This is a genomic window from Chloroflexota bacterium (assembly GCA_016219275.1).
Lineage (GTDB): Bacteria > Chloroflexota > Anaerolineae > UBA4142 > UBA4142 > JACRBM01.
The window spans coordinates 1-17,014 of sequence record JACRBM010000039.1 but is presented as its reverse complement, the minus strand read 5'-3'; the positions used below and the strand labels follow the sequence as shown (position 1 = coordinate 17,014).

16 protein-coding genes are annotated in these 17,014 nt (G+C 56.6%); 4 read left to right on the top strand and 12 right to left on the bottom strand.

Features of this window, described 5'->3' with window-relative positions:
• Positions 1-64 precede the first annotated feature (64 nt).
• From HY868_08740 to HY868_08725, 4 genes are all read left to right on the top strand, one after another.
• A complete protein-coding gene (locus tag HY868_08740; protein MBI5302210.1) occupies positions 65-976 on the top strand; it encodes a DUF58 domain-containing protein in 912 nt (303 codons plus the stop codon).
• A 61-nt stretch (positions 977-1,037) separates the two neighbouring features.
• The gene (locus HY868_08735) at positions 1,038-2,066 is read left to right on the top strand and encodes a VWA domain-containing protein (GenBank protein ID MBI5302209.1); all 1,029 of its coding nucleotides are present in this window, start codon (positions 1,038-1,040) and stop codon (positions 2,064-2,066) included.
• 65 nt (positions 2,067-2,131) lie between these two features.
• Entirely contained in the window at positions 2,132-3,337 is a 1,206-nt protein-coding gene (locus tag HY868_08730) for an LCP family protein (GenBank protein MBI5302208.1), read from the top strand.
• A 6-nt stretch (positions 3,338-3,343) separates the two neighbouring features.
• Positions 3,344-4,210, top strand: a complete 867-nt coding sequence (locus HY868_08725; GenBank protein MBI5302207.1) for a VOC family protein — start codon at positions 3,344-3,346, stop codon at positions 4,208-4,210.
• A 17-nt stretch (positions 4,211-4,227) separates the two neighbouring features.
• On the opposite strand, the gene HY868_08720 is transcribed toward HY868_08725, so the two are convergent.
• The 12 genes from HY868_08720 to HY868_08665 all read right to left on the bottom strand — a co-directional run bounded on the left by HY868_08720 (position 4,228) and on the right by HY868_08665 (position 16,806).
• Positions 4,228-4,455, bottom strand: coding sequence for a DUF2283 domain-containing protein (locus tag HY868_08720; protein MBI5302206.1), 228 nt, complete (start codon positions 4,453-4,455; stop codon positions 4,228-4,230).
• The gene (locus tag HY868_08715) at positions 4,452-4,730 is read right to left on the bottom strand and encodes a hypothetical protein (protein MBI5302205.1); all 279 of its coding nucleotides are present in this window, start codon (positions 4,728-4,730) and stop codon (positions 4,452-4,454) included. The genes HY868_08720 and HY868_08715 overlap by 4 nt, the downstream gene beginning before the upstream one ends.
• Before the next feature lie 400 nt (positions 4,731-5,130).
• Positions 5,131-6,501, bottom strand: a complete 1,371-nt coding sequence (locus HY868_08710; GenBank protein MBI5302204.1) for a dipeptidase — start codon at positions 6,499-6,501, stop codon at positions 5,131-5,133.
• Positions 6,498-7,721 carry a bifunctional phosphopantothenoylcysteine decarboxylase/phosphopantothenate--cysteine ligase CoaBC gene (coaBC, locus tag HY868_08705; GenBank protein MBI5302203.1) on the bottom strand — a complete coding sequence of 408 codons (1,224 nt, stop codon included), beginning with the start codon at positions 7,719-7,721 and terminating at the stop codon, positions 6,498-6,500. The genes HY868_08710 and coaBC overlap by 4 nt, the downstream gene beginning before the upstream one ends.
• A 48-nt stretch (positions 7,722-7,769) precedes the next feature.
• Complete coding sequence (locus HY868_08700) at positions 7,770-8,594, bottom strand: type III pantothenate kinase (GenBank protein MBI5302202.1); 825 nt, start codon at positions 8,592-8,594, stop codon at positions 7,770-7,772.
• Positions 8,595-8,735: 141 nt separating this feature from the next.
• Complete coding sequence (locus tag HY868_08695; protein MBI5302201.1) at positions 8,736-9,872, bottom strand: PD40 domain-containing protein; 1,137 nt, start codon at positions 9,870-9,872, stop codon at positions 8,736-8,738.
• A gap of 43 nt (positions 9,873-9,915) precedes the next feature.
• Positions 9,916-11,025, bottom strand: a complete 1,110-nt coding sequence (locus HY868_08690) for a PD40 domain-containing protein (protein ID MBI5302200.1) — start codon at positions 11,023-11,025, stop codon at positions 9,916-9,918.
• 462 nt (positions 11,026-11,487) lie between these two features.
• Positions 11,488-12,414, bottom strand: coding sequence for a M20/M25/M40 family metallo-hydrolase (locus HY868_08685; protein MBI5302199.1), 927 nt, complete (start codon positions 12,412-12,414; stop codon positions 11,488-11,490).
• Positions 12,415-12,484: 70 nt separating this feature from the next.
• Positions 12,485-13,048 carry a hypothetical protein gene (locus tag HY868_08680; GenBank protein MBI5302198.1) on the bottom strand — a complete coding sequence of 188 codons (564 nt, stop codon included), beginning with the start codon at positions 13,046-13,048 and terminating at the stop codon, positions 12,485-12,487.
• Between the two features lie 490 nt (positions 13,049-13,538).
• Entirely contained in the window at positions 13,539-14,852 is a 1,314-nt protein-coding gene (locus tag HY868_08675) for a hypothetical protein (GenBank protein MBI5302197.1), read from the bottom strand.
• Between the two features lie 103 nt (positions 14,853-14,955).
• Positions 14,956-15,927, bottom strand: coding sequence for a hypothetical protein (locus tag HY868_08670; GenBank protein MBI5302196.1), 972 nt, complete (start codon positions 15,925-15,927; stop codon positions 14,956-14,958).
• A 309-nt stretch (positions 15,928-16,236) separates the two neighbouring features.
• On the bottom strand, positions 16,237-16,806 hold the full coding sequence (locus tag HY868_08665; GenBank protein ID MBI5302195.1) for a hypothetical protein: 570 nt from the start codon (positions 16,804-16,806) through the stop codon (positions 16,237-16,239).
• Positions 16,807-17,014 lie beyond the last annotated feature (208 nt).

Here is a 17,014-nt window from a genome sequence, read left to right as displayed (position 1 = left end):
GTTGGGGCAACCCGCGTGGTTGCCCTATCAAGGCGACCACAAGCGTCGCCCCTACAAAACACCTATGGCTTCTTCAACTCCCGAACATATTCTGCAACGTCTCGATTGGCAAGTGATTCGCCGGCTCGATGGGATTTTGCAGGGCAACTATCGCAGTCTGTTCATCGGCTACGGACTGGACTTTGCGGATTTGCGCGAGTATCAGTGGTCGGATGATGTGCGGTACATTGATTGGAATGTCACCGCGCGCATGAACGAGCCGTACGTGCGGCAGTACATGGAAGATCGCGAAATTACCGCGTGGTTCCTGCTCGATCTCAGTCCTTCGATTGATTTCGGTACGGTCAACGCGCTCAAGCGCAGTCTGCTGATTGATTTCGTGACGATTCTCGCGCGCCTGCTCACGCGGCAAGGCAATCGCGTCGGCGCGATTTTTTACAATGGCAAAGATCAACACGTGATCCCGGCGCACGGTGGTCGCGAGCACGTGTTGCGCTTGATCAACGATTTGCTCGCGCAACCTAAATTGACTCACACGCCGATGACCAATCTCGCGGCGATGCTCGAAAAAGCCGCGCGCACGATTCGCCGTCGCTCGCTCGTCTTCATCGTGTCCGATTTCATTTCGACGCCGGGCTGGGAAACGCCGCTCAACTTGCTCGTGCAACAACACGAGACGTTGGCGGTTCGCCTGTTCGATCCGCGCGAGATTGATTTGCCGGACATTGGCATGGTCGTGATGGAAGATTCGGAAACCAGCGAGCAACTCTACATCAATACGAGCGACAAGAAATTTCGCGAACGGTTTCGTCAAGCCGCGCAAAAACGCGAGTACGAAATGAACGTGCATTTTCGCCGCGCGGGTGTGGATTCGCTCCAGGTCTCGACCGAAGATGACATCGTGCGCGAGATCGTGCGCTTTGCGATGTTGCGAAAGCAACGCAAGCAAATCGCTGGTGTGCAAGCAGTCCGATGAGCCAATTGCCAATTACCAATGACCAATTTCCAATTTGGCTCATTGATTCCGAGGTGGTTCGATGATATTTCAGTGGCAACAAGCCCTGTGGCTCTTGCTTTTGGTGCCCGTGTTGATCCTGTTGTACATGATTGCTCAACGCCGGCGCGCAAAATACGCGTTGCGTTATGCGAGTCTTTCGCTCGTCAAGGAAGCGCTGGGACGCGGTCCGGGTTTTCGCCGGCACATCCCGCCGATTTTGTTTTTGACCGCGATCACGGTGATGATTCTCGCGCTCGCGCGTCCGATTTCGGTCGTGACCTTGCCGACCCAGGAAGGCACGGTCATTCTGACGGTGGACGTGTCCGGCAGTATGGCGGCGGATGACGCGAAACCGAATCGGATGGAAGCCGCCAAAGCCGCGGCGCGCACGTTCGTCGAAAAACAACCTGTGTCGGTCAAGGTCGGGATCGTCTCGTTTAGCGATAACGCGTTCGTCGTGCAAGCGCCGACGACCGACAAGGACGCGGTGATCGCGGCGATCAGTCGTTTGCAACCTCAACGCGGCACCGCGATCGGTCGCGGCATCCTTGCCTCGCTCGACGCGATTGCCGAATCGCTTGAACCGGACGAACCGGATTTCACGCGACCAACCAATCGCGGGTTCAGCCCGATCATGACGCCAACCCCCACACCGACGCCGTTACCCAAGGGACAGTACGTGACCGCGATTGTCGTGTTGTTGAGCGATGGTGAAAGCAACGTTGGACCGAATCCGCGCGATGTCGCGCCGGTCGCGGCGGATCGCGGCGTGCGCGTCTATACGATTGGGTTGGGCAAATCGCAAGGCACGATTCTCCACGTGCAAGGACGCCAGGTGCGCGTCAGCTTGGACGAAGCCGTGCTCAAGTACATCGCGGACCAAACGGATGCCGAGTACTTTGCCGCCGCGGACGAAAAAGAGTTGCAAGCGGTGTACGACAAGTTGACCACGCGCATGGTGTTTCGCGCGGAGAAAACGGAAATCACCGCCGTGCTCACCGCCATCGCCGCCGCGTTCTCGCTCCTCGCCGGTTTCCTCTCGCTCGTGTGGTTCAACCGGTTGCCCTAATCGCGTTGTGTGTTATAATCCGTACCGTTTTTCAGCGGTACGGATTTTTTATTTTTGGAGTCGTCATGCGCGTCAAGTATCTTCGTTTCCTCTTGCTCGTGATTATCAGCGTCCTGGCTTTGCTGTCCGTTGCGTTGCTCGCGCCGAAAGACAGCGACCCGCTTTTCAAATCGCTCGCCAAACCCTTTGCGACCAACGCCGAACGTCGCCGTGAGGCGCGTAGCCAAACCGATCCACAATTTTTCCAACGCGTGGACGCGGCGCTCAATGCCAATCGCATCAACGTCTTGTTGTTCGGATATGGCGAGACGCATGAGCCGCCGATGACCGAACGCGCGATCATCGGTTCGTTCACGCTGATTTCGTACGATGTCCGCACCGGTCAAGTGGATTTGATTTCGATGACGCACGACATTCGCGCGCCCGAAGTCGAACGCGCGCTCGCGCAACGCGGGCAGGGGACGCACGCGCTCAAGATGGATCGCGCGTACGATGTCGGCGGATTTCCACTGATGCGCGAAATGATCGAGAATGGGACAGGGCTTGCGGTGGATTATCAAATCGTTTTCAAAGACGGGCTGATCCAACGTCTTGTGGATCAGGTCTTTGGCGGCATTCAAGTAGATGTGCCGATGGCATTTTCGGTGCAGCCGTTTTATCTCGACGGCGAAAAATATCCGGTCGGATTTTTTCAGCAAGGCAACCAAACGTTGAACGGTCGCCAGGTGATCCAGTTTATCAAGACCGTGCCAGTCGCCGAAGGCGAGTACGATCCTTCGCTCGAACACAACGTGCGTAAACATTTGGTGTTGCAGGCGTTGCTCGACGCGTTGAATCGGCAGAGCGGCGACCGCGATTTTTGGTTGCGCTTGTTCGCGTTCGTGCAGCACGAATTGGCGGCGGGGAGTGTCACGATGGATTTCGATCCGACGCCGCTCGTCGTGGACAACCTGGGTCGGCTGTTGACCAACCTGGACAAGTTGATCGCGCAGCGTTCGAGCGCGATGTCAATGCCGGCGATTCATCGCGCGACGTACATCGTGGACTCGGCGAACGGCGACGGCGGCGTGCAGTGGGTGAATGCGAATCAGGACGCGAATCCGATTACGCGTCAAGATATTGACACGCGCGTTTATCCAAATCTCGATTACGAAGTGCCGATTGACGCGAATCCGTACGGTAATCTCGCGCGCGAGTATTGGGGATCGGTGCGCGAAATGGTGCGCCGGACACTCAATGGCGAGCCGCTCCAAGACCCCGCGCCGGAGTAAATAACGATGCTGACTGGTTTCGATCATTTCATCGTGCTCGTGAACGACCTGAACGCGGCGATGGAATCTTTTCGCCGGCTCGGTTTCGATGCGCGCGCCGGCGGCGAGCATCCCACGTTCGGGAGTCACAATGCGCTCGTCGCGCTCGCGGATGGCACATACCTCGAACTTGTCGCGTTCAAAAATCCCGCGCTCGCGGAAAAATCATTTTGGCGCGATGGCGTGCGCCGCGTGCGCGCGGGCGAAGGATTCGGTGGATTCGTGCTCGGCGCGAACGACCTGGCGAACGATGTCGCGCAACTCGCGGCGTGCGGATTAAAGTACGATGCGCCGCAAGCCGGTGCGCGCGTGCGCCTCGACGGTCAGCGCGTCGAGTGGCACACCGCGATGTTCGGCGGCTTGCCGACCGGCGCGTTGCCGTTTCTGATTCAGGATGATACGCCGCGTGCGCTACGCATCGAGCCGCCCAGTGACGGATTGGGCAGTCGCGCGCGTGCGAAAGAAGTCGTCGTCGTCGTCAAAAATCTTGCGGCAGAACGCGATCACTATAGCGCGCTGCTCGGCGTCGAGCCGAAACGTGTTCACAACAAGCAGACGGATGTTGAAGGTTATCGCTTTGCGCTCGATTGGGGAAGCATTGTCGTCGCGCGTCCGACGCGCGGCGGCAACACGATGACGGAGCAGTTGGACAGGCGCGGCGAAGGTTTGTTCGCGCTCGCGTTGCAAGTGGATAGTTGGGGCTGGGAACGGCAACAGCTTCGCAATCGCGACATTCAGTTTGAGAACGAGGAAAACGGATTCTTCATCGCGCCAGAGGAAGCGTGCGGCGCGCGGATACGGATTGTTGGAAAAGTAGTTGGGGCAGGAGAGTGATTCCTGCCCCAACTGTTTTATCTTTTCGATGGTTCAAACACGGTGATGCCGACTAGCTTTTTGCCGCGATTACGCAATAGTACACCATCGTCGCGCATTTTGCTCGTGGTTGCTTTTTGTGGTCGTTCAAGACTGACATACAGCACGTCGGCTTCCCCGTCATAGTCAAGCCAAGGTCGCTGCAGAGGTAATCGGGCGAACCCGGGAACGTGCTTAACAGGTACAGAAATTGCTTGCAAGGTCATTGTTTGGCGCGCGGCGTTTTCTTCAACCCTAGTCGCTGACGCATCTCCGTGCTAGAGATGCCACCTTCCGTGCGTTGACGTGCGCGAGAATGCTCGATAAGCGCGACGAATTGATGATTGGTACTGAGCGCGATGGTTTCTGCATCAGCATTTTCAATTGCAAACAACCCGGCGACCGGTTTGCCGTCTATGGTCAAAATCACCGGGTCATTTTTTACCGTGCGCGCGTATTCGGCAAGCGATGCTGTTGCCTTGCTCATTTCCAGTGTTTTCATAATTCAATCACCTCATTTCCGATCCGAACCCGATTCCGCTCCTTGATTCCCACCGCGCGTATATAAACAAGTGGTTCAGGAGAATCTTCAACGTCGTAATACACGCGCAAATTTCCAATCCTGAGTTCCCAGGGTGCCAATGGATTTGGTCGCATCGGTTTGCGATTCTTAGTTTCGACCGTTGGCTGATGAGCGAGTTGTGCGTCTACCGCGTCTAAAATTGTGGATTGTTGACGCGCAGATAGTCCGTGCAGATGTTCTTCCGCGTCGGGCGAGTATTCAATGCGATAGGTCACGCCCATCTCCTTATCCAGAGATATTCTAGCGTAAAGCCAAATGCCCGTCAAACGCAAACTGAAATGGAGCGAGCGAGGAAGACAAAAATTCTGCGCTCATCCTTCTACTCTGCCACGTTGTCGAAAAACCGGATGAACGCTTCGATGCCGCGATAGAAATTCGGCAGGTGCTGCTTTTCGTTCGGCGAGTGAAAGTTGTCGTCGGGCAAACCAAAGCCCATCAAGATCGAATCTACGCCGAGCTGCATCGTCATCATGCTCACGACCGGTACACTGCCGCCTTGCAGTTGAAACACCGGCTCGACGCCGAACGTCGCTTTTAGCGCGCGAATCGCCGCGCGCATTCCCGGCGAATTTCGATTGACCAACACCGCGGGACCACTCACAAATTTCTTCACGTCCCAGCGAATCGTCGGCGGCGCGTGGCGACGCAGGTATTCCTTCAATTGTTCTTCGACCGCGTTATCATCTTGATCTGGTACGAGCCGCATCGAAATTTTCGCCATTGCCTTCGCGGGCAGTACCGTCTTCGCGCCCTCGTCGGTAAATCCGGAAACGATGCCGTTCACTTCGAGCGTCGGTCGCGCGCCGAGTCGTTCGAGCGTCGTGAATCCTTGTTCGCCCCACAACGCGGAAACGCCGGCGGTCTTGCGCCACTCGTCGTCCGTCACCGGCAAGCGCGCGAGTTCCGCGCGTTCCTCGTTCGATAGCACGCGCACTTTGTCGTAGAATCCTGGGAGCGTGATGTGTCCGTTCGCGTCGTGCATTCCCGCGATCAAATCGCACAACACTTGCGCGGGATTGTGCACCGACCCGCCGAACACGCCCGAGTGCAAATCCTGTTTCGAACCATAGACCCAGACTTCAAAGTACGCGAGACCGCGCAAGCCGTACATCAAACTCGGCAAGTCGGGTCGCGCGATGCCGGAATCGGCGTTGAGCGAAAAATCGCACGCGAGTTTTTGCTTATTCTGCGCGATGAACTTGACGAGACTCGGCGAGCCGATCTCTTCTTCGCCTTCGACGAGCACTTTGACATTCACCCGCAGTCCTTCGTTCTGCATCAACGCTTCGAGCGCCTTGAGAAATCCTTGCACCTGGCTCTTCATATCCGATGCGCCACGCGCGTACAGATTGTCGCCGCGCACGGTTGGCTCGAACGGCGGTGTGATCCATTCGTTGAGCGGGTCCACCGGTTGCACATCGTAATGCCCGTAAACGAGGATCGTCGGTTTGCCGGGCGCGTTGAGCCACTCGCCGTAGACGACCGGGTGACCGTCGGTCGGCAGCACCGCGACATTCTGAAAATGGATGGCGTTCAACTGATGCGCGACCCAGTCTGCCGCGCGGAGCATGTCGGGTTTGTGCGCGGAGAGCGTCGAGACGCTGGGAATCGCGAGAAACTCTTTGAGTTCGGACAAGAATCGTTCGCGGTTGTTGCGCGCGAACGCGAGAGCGTGAGTAGATTCGGTCATGGTGACTCCTTCTGCAAATGAGATGCGACAACATCTAGAATTTTTTCCGCGAGGTCATCCTTGCTCATCGGCGGCAACGCGTTGATTGCGCCGCCGCGTTCGATGAATGTCGCTTGATCCAGGTCGCCGCCAAAACTCGCGGGCACTGGATTCGCGACGATCAAATCGAGATTTTTGGCTTCGAGTTTCGCGCGCGCGTTCGCGATCAAATCCTGGGTCTCGGCGGCAAAGCCGACTACAACCAAATTGCGAATTGCGGATTGCGAATTGCGATTGGAAACTTCATTTAGAATGTCCGGATTTTTTATCAATTCGAGCGTGAGGGTTTCGGTAGCGCCTTTTTTGATTTTCTGTTCAGCGGATTGCGCGGGACGGAAATCGGCGACGGCGGCTGCCATCACGAGCGCGTCCGCATCCGCGATTGCGCGCATCACCTCATCGCGCATGTCGCGCGCACTCGTCGCCGAAACGTGCGTGATGCCGCGTGGGACGCGCAACGATGTTACACCCGCGATGAGTGTCACGCGCGCGCCGCGATCACGCGCGGCGTGCGCGAGCGCAAAGCCCATTTTGCCGGACGAATGATTCGCGATCACGCGCACCGGGTCAATCGCTTCTTGCGTGCCGCCGGCGGTGACGACGATGTGACGCCCGGCGAGATCGCCGGTGCGTCCGAGCGTCGCGCGCACGATGTCGAGGATGTCGTCCACGTCCGCCATCCGTCCCTTGCCGCTCAAACCCGACGCAAGATGCCCGGTGCCCGGCTCGACGAGAATCGCGCCGCGCGCGACGAGCGTGGCGACATTCGCTTGCGTCGCGGGATGTTCCCACATGCCGCTTTCCATCGCGGGTGCGAGGATGAGCGGCGCGCGCGTGTCGAGCGCGGTTGCGCTCACCGCGTCATCGGCGAGACCGAGCGCGAGTTTCGCAATTGTGTGCGCGGTGACCGGCGCGATGACGAACGCGTCCGCGCGTTTCGCCATCGCGACGTGACCGATGGTCGAGTCGGGCATCATCGCCATCACATCCGTGACGACGTGACGATGCGTCAACGCCTCGAACGTCATCGCTCCGACAAACTGGGTCGCCTCGCGCGTCATCACGACATCCACGCGCGCGCCGGCTTGCGTCAATTGACTGGCGATCATCGCGGCTTTGTACGCGGCGATACTGCCGGTGACGCCGAGGAGGATGGTTTTGTTTTGGAGAACGCGTGACATGGTTGCTCCGTGGTTGGTAATTGGCAAAGGGTAATTACCGCTTACCAATTACTCCCGTTGATTCATCGCGTAGATGATTTGCAGTCCTTCGAGAATCAAATCCGGTTCGACCGCGTCAATCACGCGCGAATGCGGCGCGAGCAAACGCGCATATCCGCCGGTCGCGACGACGCGCGCAGCGAGCGCATCGAGTTCGGCGCGCATTCGCGCGACCATGCCTTCGATCATGCCGAGATAGCCGATGAGGATGCCGGACTGGATGCCGTGCGTGGTGTTCGTCGCAATTGCGCGCGGGGGCAGCGCGAGGTCTACGCGCGGCAGTTGCGCGGTCGCGCGATACAGCGCATCGGCGGCGAGATGCAGACCGGGCGTAATCGCGCCGCCGGCGAATTGCCCCGCGCGCGTTACCGCGTTGAACGTCGTCGCCGTGCCGAAATCAATCACGATAACCGGCGCGCCGAATTTCGTTTTTGCCGCGACGGCGGCGACGATGCGATCCGTGCCGAGCGCGTGCGGCGCATCGTACAGAATCGGCATCCCGGTGTTCGTGCTCGCAGTGATGACGAGTGGTTCGACGCGCCAATGGGCGCGGCACAGCTCGACGAACGTGGAGGTGAGCGGCGGCACGACGGAGACGATGGCAGCGCGGGCAGGCACAAGACCGGTCCCGACATTCGCAAAAAAATCGTCGAACAAAATCGCGTACTCGTCGGCGGTCTTGATTACTTCAGTACGTACACGCCAACGCGCGAGGAGCGTGCCGTTTTCAAAAACGCCGAGCGTGATATTCGAGTTGCCGATCTTGATCGCGAGCAAGGGTTGATTCACGCCGGCATTATAACCGCAATCTAGCAAGAATCCAACTTGTAACATCTATCCAGTGAAATCACCGCGCCAGAAGCAAAGATTTATGGGACGCGGATGAACGCGGATGGACGCGGATAATTTTTTAACCGTGTTTATCTGCGTTCATCCGCGTCCGATATTTCCTGGTTTTCTTTTGGCTTGTCCGCGCTAGGGCGCAACATCCAACGATTCCCAGCCCCACAGATTTTGATCGGGCGGCGCGTCGGCGATGACGCGGCGATGATTCGTGCCGTCCGCGTTCATCGCATAGATCGCCCACGCGGTACTGTTTTGATCGCTGCGATAAAAAATCGTGTTGCCATCGCGCGACCAGACCGGTTGAATGTCGTTGCCCTTGCCGGTCGTGAGTTGGCGTTTGCCGGTACCGTCCGCGTTGATGATAAAGACTTGGCGATGTTGGTCATCAATCGGCGCGTGATAAACGATGCGGCGTCCATCGGGCGACCATTGTGGCGCGCCGCCGTTATCGCGCGTGAGAATGCGAATCGCGCCGGTGCCGTCGGTCGGCGAGACGTGCAGACCGTTGACGCCAGTGCCGGCTTCGTTCCCAGTGTACACGATTTGTTTTCCATCGGGCGAGAACGACGGTGCGTTGCCATCTACTTTGAGTTCGACGGTCGTTTTGTAGAAACCATCCATCTTGAGCATCTTGAGCGGACCACCTGGTCGGGTCTTGATGTTCGAATCGGTGTAGACGATCCACTGACCATCGCGCGACCAGTTGAAGCAACAGACCGTCGCGTCATTCACCACGAGTAGCGCGCCCGTGCCATCCGCGTTCGCGACGTACATTCCCTCCGATCCGCCGTCGGGTCTGCCATAGTACGCGAGTCGCGTGCCATCGAACGAGTAGGAGGGCCAGTACGCGTGCGTGAGAATTTGTCGCGCGTTCGAACCGTCCGCGTTCGCGACAAAAACGAAATGGAACTTGGATTCTTCGCCGCGCACGACGGTGTACAACAATTTACCGGTGGGCAGGCGCGGCGCGGGCGGCGCGCTCGTGGGCGAGGTCGCGGCGGCTGGGGCAGGAGGCGACCCAGGTTGGCGCGTCGTCGCAAGCGCGACGGGCGCGGTCGGCGATGGCTCGCCGGTCGTAGAGACGGCGGGCGCGGTTGCCGTCACCAGCGGCGGAGCGGCGGACGGCGGCGACGCCGCGCCAATCGGCGAAGGTTGGCTCGACGCAGATGATACCGTCGGCGTTGTCGCGGGTGTCGGCGAGGCGGTGCCACAGCCCACGACGACGAGCAACAAGATCACAAGCAACACGATTGATTTGAGATTCATAGTGTCCCTCTCTGGAACAAGTTGGAAACTTGTTCTACCAAAACTATTTCGACACAGAAATCTTTTCGAACGCCTCGTCGGTCGGTGGAACGTTGTCAATGAGTTTGATCGGATTCGTGCCGTCGCTGTTCATGCGCCAGATTGCCCACGCGCCGCCTTCGGGCGAACGATAGAAAATGAAATTGCCATCGAGCGACCAATTCGCGCCGACGTGATGCGCGGGGGTTGTCGTGAGTTGACGTTTGCCGGCGCCGTCCGCGTTGATGATAAAAATTTGTTTGACGCCGTTTACTTCAATCGTGTACACGATGCGTTGCCCGTTCGGCGACCACGCCGGCGACGAGCCAACATCGCTCGTGAACATCACCCCGTCGCCGCCGGCGGATTTGGCTTTGAATAGACCGCACATCGTTTCGCGGCAACTGTGATAAACGATTTGCGTGTCGTCGGGCGACCACGCGGGATACGCGCCGCCGTTGACGATGGGACGACGCCCGGTTCCATCCGGCAACACGGCATCAATGCTTTTCGGACTGGACTGACTTGGTTGCACCGTCCACGCGAGCCAGCGACCATCATGCGACATTGCCAAGAACTTGGCGTTCGACTCGCCGACGATTTTGTGCGGCTCGGAGCCGTCCGCGTTCGCGATAAAAATCCCGTCTTCCCAGTGATAGTAAAAAATTTTCGTTCCGTCCGGCGACAAGACCGGCGACGACGCGCGGTCGAGAATTTGTTTTGCACCCGTGCCATCCGCGTTCATAATATAGACGTGTTTATCGGGCGGCGGGTCACCGCGATTGACGCTGAACGCGAGTTTGCCGGTTGGACGCGTGGGAGCGGTTGTGCGCGTTGGCAACGCGACGGCAACCGTTGGTATCGTCGCGGGTAGAGTTGGTGTGAGCACGATTAGCGTAGGCGATGCGACCGGCGCGACAGTTGGCAACAGCGTCGCGGTTGCAATGACGGTGGGCGTGAGCGCGGTCGCCAAGCGCGTTTCGGGTGGAGTCATGATCGGGTCGGGCATGAGTGTGGATCGTCCGAAAAAGAAAAAGCCCGCGCCGCCCAAGAGCGCAACCGCGACACAAAACACGATACAACCAACCACGCCGGCGAGAAGCCAGGTCGTACGATTCGAACTGGGTTGAGACATTTCGACTCCTTGAGGAATTGGACGGGTCGTGGAGATGACGCGCGGGGGAAGCGAGACGCCGTCATACGTGCGACAAAATTATAGCACAGAACGTGGCGCGGGGATAGACTGTTGAGTAGGAATGCGGTACTAGCAGTTTGTCGGAGAAACATTCTCAATGCCCACATCTTGTGGTTCGGAGTTCGTTTTCGCGACTGAGACCACAAGATGCAATCCTCTCCGACAGACTGCTAGAGCGAATTCCGATTCGATTTAAGACCTGTCAGGTTCGCTTCGCGAAAACCTGACAGGTCTGCCTTAAACGCGTTAGGAATTTGTTCTAGCAACTCACCAATGAAAGCATTGCACAAAAAGCAAAGAAATTGGACGCGGACGAACGCAGATAAACGCAGATAAAAAATCCGCGTCCATCCGCGTTTGTCCGCGTCCCAAATTATCTCGTCTGGTTTCGGCTTGTCCGAGTTAGGGGAAACGGGTCATTAAATCAAACGCGCGGTCGAGATTATTTTCGTCGAGCAGTTCAACGCGGTCGGTGTACGTGTGCCAGGTCAGGTCGAGGTGGCGCATATCGTCGCCGCTGATCGCGACGGTGGGGATACCGTGCGCTTGGAACACGTTCGAGTCGCTGATCGCGGTAAAGCGTTCGAGGACGACCATGTCCGGTTGCACGCGTAACAATGCTTGCGTCAACGCCGCGTGCGCGCGCGGATACGGCGGACTCGCGCGAAATTCGCGCCCATCAAATCCCAGGTCGCCGTAAAATGGAAGCGTGAACACGATGCCCGGCACATCGGTGGAAGGTCGAATCGTCAACTTGCCGCGACCCAGGTTGTCGAAATTCACGATAGCGCGCGGCGCGATGCCGTTCGCGCGCGCATACGCAACGAACGCGGACGCGCCGCGCAAGCCGGTCTCTTCTTCGCCGGTGAAGAGGAACGCGCGGGTACCGCCGTCGCCGCGCTGCGCGAGTTCGGCGACTGCCGCGAGCATCGCGCTCACCGCGGCGGTGTTGTCGGACGCGCCTTGATACGTGGGATCGTCGTACAGTTTGTCATAGTGCGCGGAGAAAATCGTCTCCACTGCGCCGCGATTGAATCGCACAAACAAACTGGGAAGCTGGGAATTTGGGATTGGGATTTCTTCGACCAAGACGTTGAGCGATTCAAGTTGACGACGCAGATAACGCAATCGGTCGGCGTTACGGAGTTGAACGAGATCGTACAGCGACGCGTAGCGTCCGACGCGATTGATCGGTTTGATCGCGTCCGGGAATATCGCGGGACGAATGTAGAACGCGATGCCTTCGTACAGCGCGCGTGTGTTCGGCGCGATGATCGCGGCGAGAAGCAGGAGGATGAAGGCGAGGAGAATCTTTGTGCGGGTGGACATGTTTCAGAAATGGAAATAAGGGAAATGAGGGAACGATGCGAACTTGACTACCTGTCTACTTGTTTACCAATTACTGCTTGCCTTGTTTCGATTTGGAACTGCGCGCATCAATCGCTTTCTGGCGCAGTTTGATTTCTTCGTCGAAGGTGTGACCGTGAAAGATGGCGAGCGCGCCTGTCCACGCGAAACTCGCGCCGACGCCGACGAACAAGAGAACCAGCAGCGTACCAAAACACCAATCGGCAATTTCGAGTTGGCGCGTGCGCGCGATACCGATGAGGTACGGCGCGAGCATGATGCCGATCAAGCACGCCGCGCCGCCGACCGCCGCAGAGGCAATCGCGCCGCCATCAATTTTTTCGAGCGCGCCGCGCCACAAAAACCCGCCGACGAGTGCGACGACGACGAACACCGCCGGTCCAATCATTCCGTAACCGAGTTCACCTTCCCGGATTAGAAAGAACCAATCGAAGACGAGTGGACCCAAGCCCATGATGCCGCCCCAGATGAACAGCGTCAAACTGTTTTGCGGTTCGCTTTGCAACGTGCGTATTGCGCGTCCGACTGCCGCGCCGCCGAGTGCGTGAAAGATGCTGAAGAAAAAGACGAGGAAGAGGGGACTGTCTGGACTCATCGCGTCGTTCTCCGGAAATAAAAGCAGAGCAACTCAACATATACAGCGGCGCGAAAAACAGCATAGCGGTTTGCGCGACGTACTTGAAGGTTTGATTGGACTGCTGCGAGTACGCGATATAATCCGCGAGATTGGTCCACCGGAAACCTGGGTTGACGCTGGCGATGGCGACAAAGCCAATGGTGAACACGAGAAACGTGATTGCTGCCAAGAGCGAAGACCCAAAGCCGAGTTGAATTGAGAGTAGGGACATAAAGTCCTTTTGACAGGCGGATATATATGCGAACGCCATAGCACCACGCAACGGCAGATGAAGGGAAAGCGACTTCACCGAAAAGTGGCGTGCGAAATCAAGACGAGGTGGGCATGAATTCAAACCGCCGTTGTCGTTGTGAATGTGTTAGCGGCTCGTGCGTTATCGGTTTCGGCACTGCTGTCGTCCCAACCACGCGTTAGGTCATCTTTTTGCTGTGTCCCAATTGCTTATTTTCTACCGCCTAATTAATGGCAAGAAAAATCTGTACAGAGTGGTTGCTCCACAAGGTGCTTGGAGCCACGGGCTGTAATTGACGCCGTCCGTCACTGCGTTTCCAGTGCCGGCAGGGTTAGTAGTTGGATGATAAGGTCCAGTGATACTACCCCACCATTGATTTTGAGCATTGACAACTGTGCCCGGAGTTGCGTTGTAAAGCCCATAACCTTGATTGTCGTAGATATTGTTACAGCTCAGAATAGGAGCTGATGTTTGTGTGCGTATACCAATGTAGCCATTCGTTATGGTGGACTTTTGAACAGTGGGTGAGGCATTCACCAGATTGATACCGCCCCGATTGCCCCAGCCAGCATAGCGGATGATGGCGTGATCAATCAGTGAAGTGTCGTCACTGTTGTCGCGGAACTCAATGCCCCGCCAGTCACCCCAGCCAGGGGTGATCGCTCCGTCACCTGGATTGGTGTCCCCACCGATGGAATCGTCGCGGATGGAAGTGAAGTAGACAGGAGCGGGTGTGGTGCCCTGGACGAGCAGTTTTCCATCAACGTACAGCGTTGTGCCGATCTGGACCTTGACAATCACTCCGGGCTGAACGGTTAGTGTTTTGCCGACCCCAACGAAAATGTCATTCAGAATGAAATAGCTCGTATCCGTGATTGCCCAGGTTGCGTTAAGGTCAATGGTGCCTCCATCCACGCTAAACGCATTATAGAAATTGCCGCTGTAGGTATTGTTGGTCAAGGTTGGAAAGGAACGCGGGTTCGACCGGATGGCAAAATAACTGAGCGAGAGCGTTGAGTTACTAATCGTGGGCGAGACACTGCAGGTGGTGGGTGAAGTCATGCAGAGGCTAACGGGACCGCGATTGCCCCAGCCAGCATAGCGGATGATGGCGTGATCAATCAGTGAAGTGTCGTCACTGTTGTCGCGGAACTCAATGCCCCGCCAGTCACCCCAGCCAGGGATGGTCGCTCCGCCATCTCCATTCGTGTCCCCACCGATGGAATCGTCGCGGATGGAAGTGAAGTAGACAGGAGCGGGTGTGGTGCCCTGGACGAGCAGTTTTCCATCAGCGTACAACGTTATGCCGATCTCGAACTTGACAATTGCACCTTGTGAAATGGTCAGGGTGGTACCAAAAGTCACGGTAACATCACAAGTCACCCTATGCACATTGCCAGCGCTCGACCATGTTTCATTTGTGCTAATAGTGCCGCAGTGGGATGTATCAGCAAGGGCTGATGAAGTTGGAATGCCTCCACCAAGGATGAGAAGCGTAGACAAGACAAAAATGAGGAGTCTGTTTTTCATTTCTCGCCTCCTAAACGGTCCAATTTGCGGTTAGCCCGCGACGCTTAAATTGCATGGCATGGCCGCTAACGCCCTTTCTGCGTTCGTGCGTATTGTGTATATCCTAACGGAGTGTAACCTCGAACGGTTGCCAAGTGATTTGAGCGTAAATTCCTTTGTCGGTTTGTATGTACGTGGACATGAACAGTCTATACGTCGTGCCTGTGGTTGCTGGAGCATTGAAGGCAATCGCCCATTCCTTTTTTTCTCCCGCAACTGCGCGCATCTCTTCCCAGCGCAAGGCGTCGTACTTCTTTCCTTCAGATGACACAGTATACGTTTCCCGATAGGAAGAGAGGCGAAAGGTGTCTTGGGTATTGTGATTCCAGAGCGAGAAATGCCAGAGAACGGAGTTGCCGTCGCCCCGCTCTATGCCGACAACGACAAATTCAACATTCCTGTAGTAGTCCCGAAATGCCGATGAGTCCCTTTCAACTGATTGTATAGACATCGGCTTGTTAATAGGCGTGGTGCGTTGGGCAACGGTAGTTTGGCGGGCAAAGGCTTGTTGGGTCGCTTCCGCCGCGCGAGTTGCCTGCGTGTTCCTTGCCTGTTGTGTCTCGACCACAATGGTAGTCGCTCTCGCCTCTGCTGTCGCGCTTTGTGCTGTTGCTTGCACGCTGAAGGTCGCCTGCCGTCTGGCAGTCTCAACAGTCGCGGTAACATTGCGAATTGCCTCTTGCGTCTTGACCGCGCGGGGTGATGGGAAGAAGGCAAAAGAAGTTGGCGGTTGCCAATCATTGCCCTGCTTCAGGACTTGGACTGTCGCTTGATTTTCCTGCCAAGATGCGTCAAGAGTATTTTGAAATTCGGCTGTAATCTTGACGGTGGCAGACCTTTCGGTAGTGGAGAGAACTTCAAAAGTGGCACTCCGCTCTGTAGTAGCGGTGTTCTTTATCCACTGTTCATAGCCCTTTCGCGCCGCCGCCTCTGGACCACTTGGCAAGAAAGGCAGAGAAGGTACGCACGCGGAGACCAACATTACACTAGCAAGCACAAGTGTAATAACACCATTGAACATCGCATTGTGTCTCATGGTTGTCCCTCCTATTGTGAATCCTGAATGCGATTTTTTTGTAGTTGCGTCATTCCGTTGGGCTGAGTGCAACTCCCGATTGCAACGGCATGACGCAGAACGTTAGAGCCGCACGACGGCGCGCGCGCTTCGATGTCCTGGTGTCACGCGCCCTCCCGCGCGCGCTGTTGGGCGGCGTATGTTTCGCGATGGGCGTCCACTCTATCGGCTATCGCTATAGCACACCGACAACGGCGGACGACTTGAAAGTACCTTCCAATCGCGCGCCGCCCCGCCGTTGTCGGTGTGCGTGTGTTACACGACGTTTTTCTAGGCGCACCAACTCCGCTTTGTCATCGCGTCTTCACCAGCCCTGGCATTCAGTTTCTTCAAATCGTCCTTGAAGATACAAAACACATCTTCTATCTCGTGAGGTTCAAGCGGCTGAAGGTCTGCTGGTAAATCAGATACGTTGAGTGTTGTTGCCTTACCATCAAAGCCAAGTGCTTTTGCTCCCTGACGTGTTCCCGCGTGGAGATATACCGCCTTTGGCAACAAGTTCAACTTCGCGCCGATGCGAAGAGCGGTATCATACACGTAGAGTTCTCCAATGCCCCAAACAGGTTCAAGTATTTTGTCAATCAAAGTAAAGAGGTCATCGAAATCTTTTGATTGCTCAATCGCTCTTGCGTTAGTCAGCAGTTTTTGTTTTGACTGTTCAAGAGTCGTCTTTTGGAGTCTTCGTTGATGATGATACCTTTTTCCATTCCTGTTGATGGCTAGAGCGGCGTACTCGATTGCTGATTGCAAAGACGATTGTTGACTGAACCAATCGAGTTCTTCGTTTGCACGAGGTCTAATTCGGTCTGTGTAAACGCGTACTATGGCTTTGAGATTCATATTTGGATTTTGTCCTTCTGCACTCCGCGATGGAAAGCGACGATAGTTTTGTAACGAAATGTCGTGTAACGTTAGAGCCGCACGACGGCGCGCGCGCTTCGATGTCCTGGTGTCACGCGCCCTCCCGCGCGCGCTGTTGGGCGGCGTATGTTTCGCGATGGGCGTCCACTCTATCGGCTATATGAATACCCACCTTTGCCATCCCAGG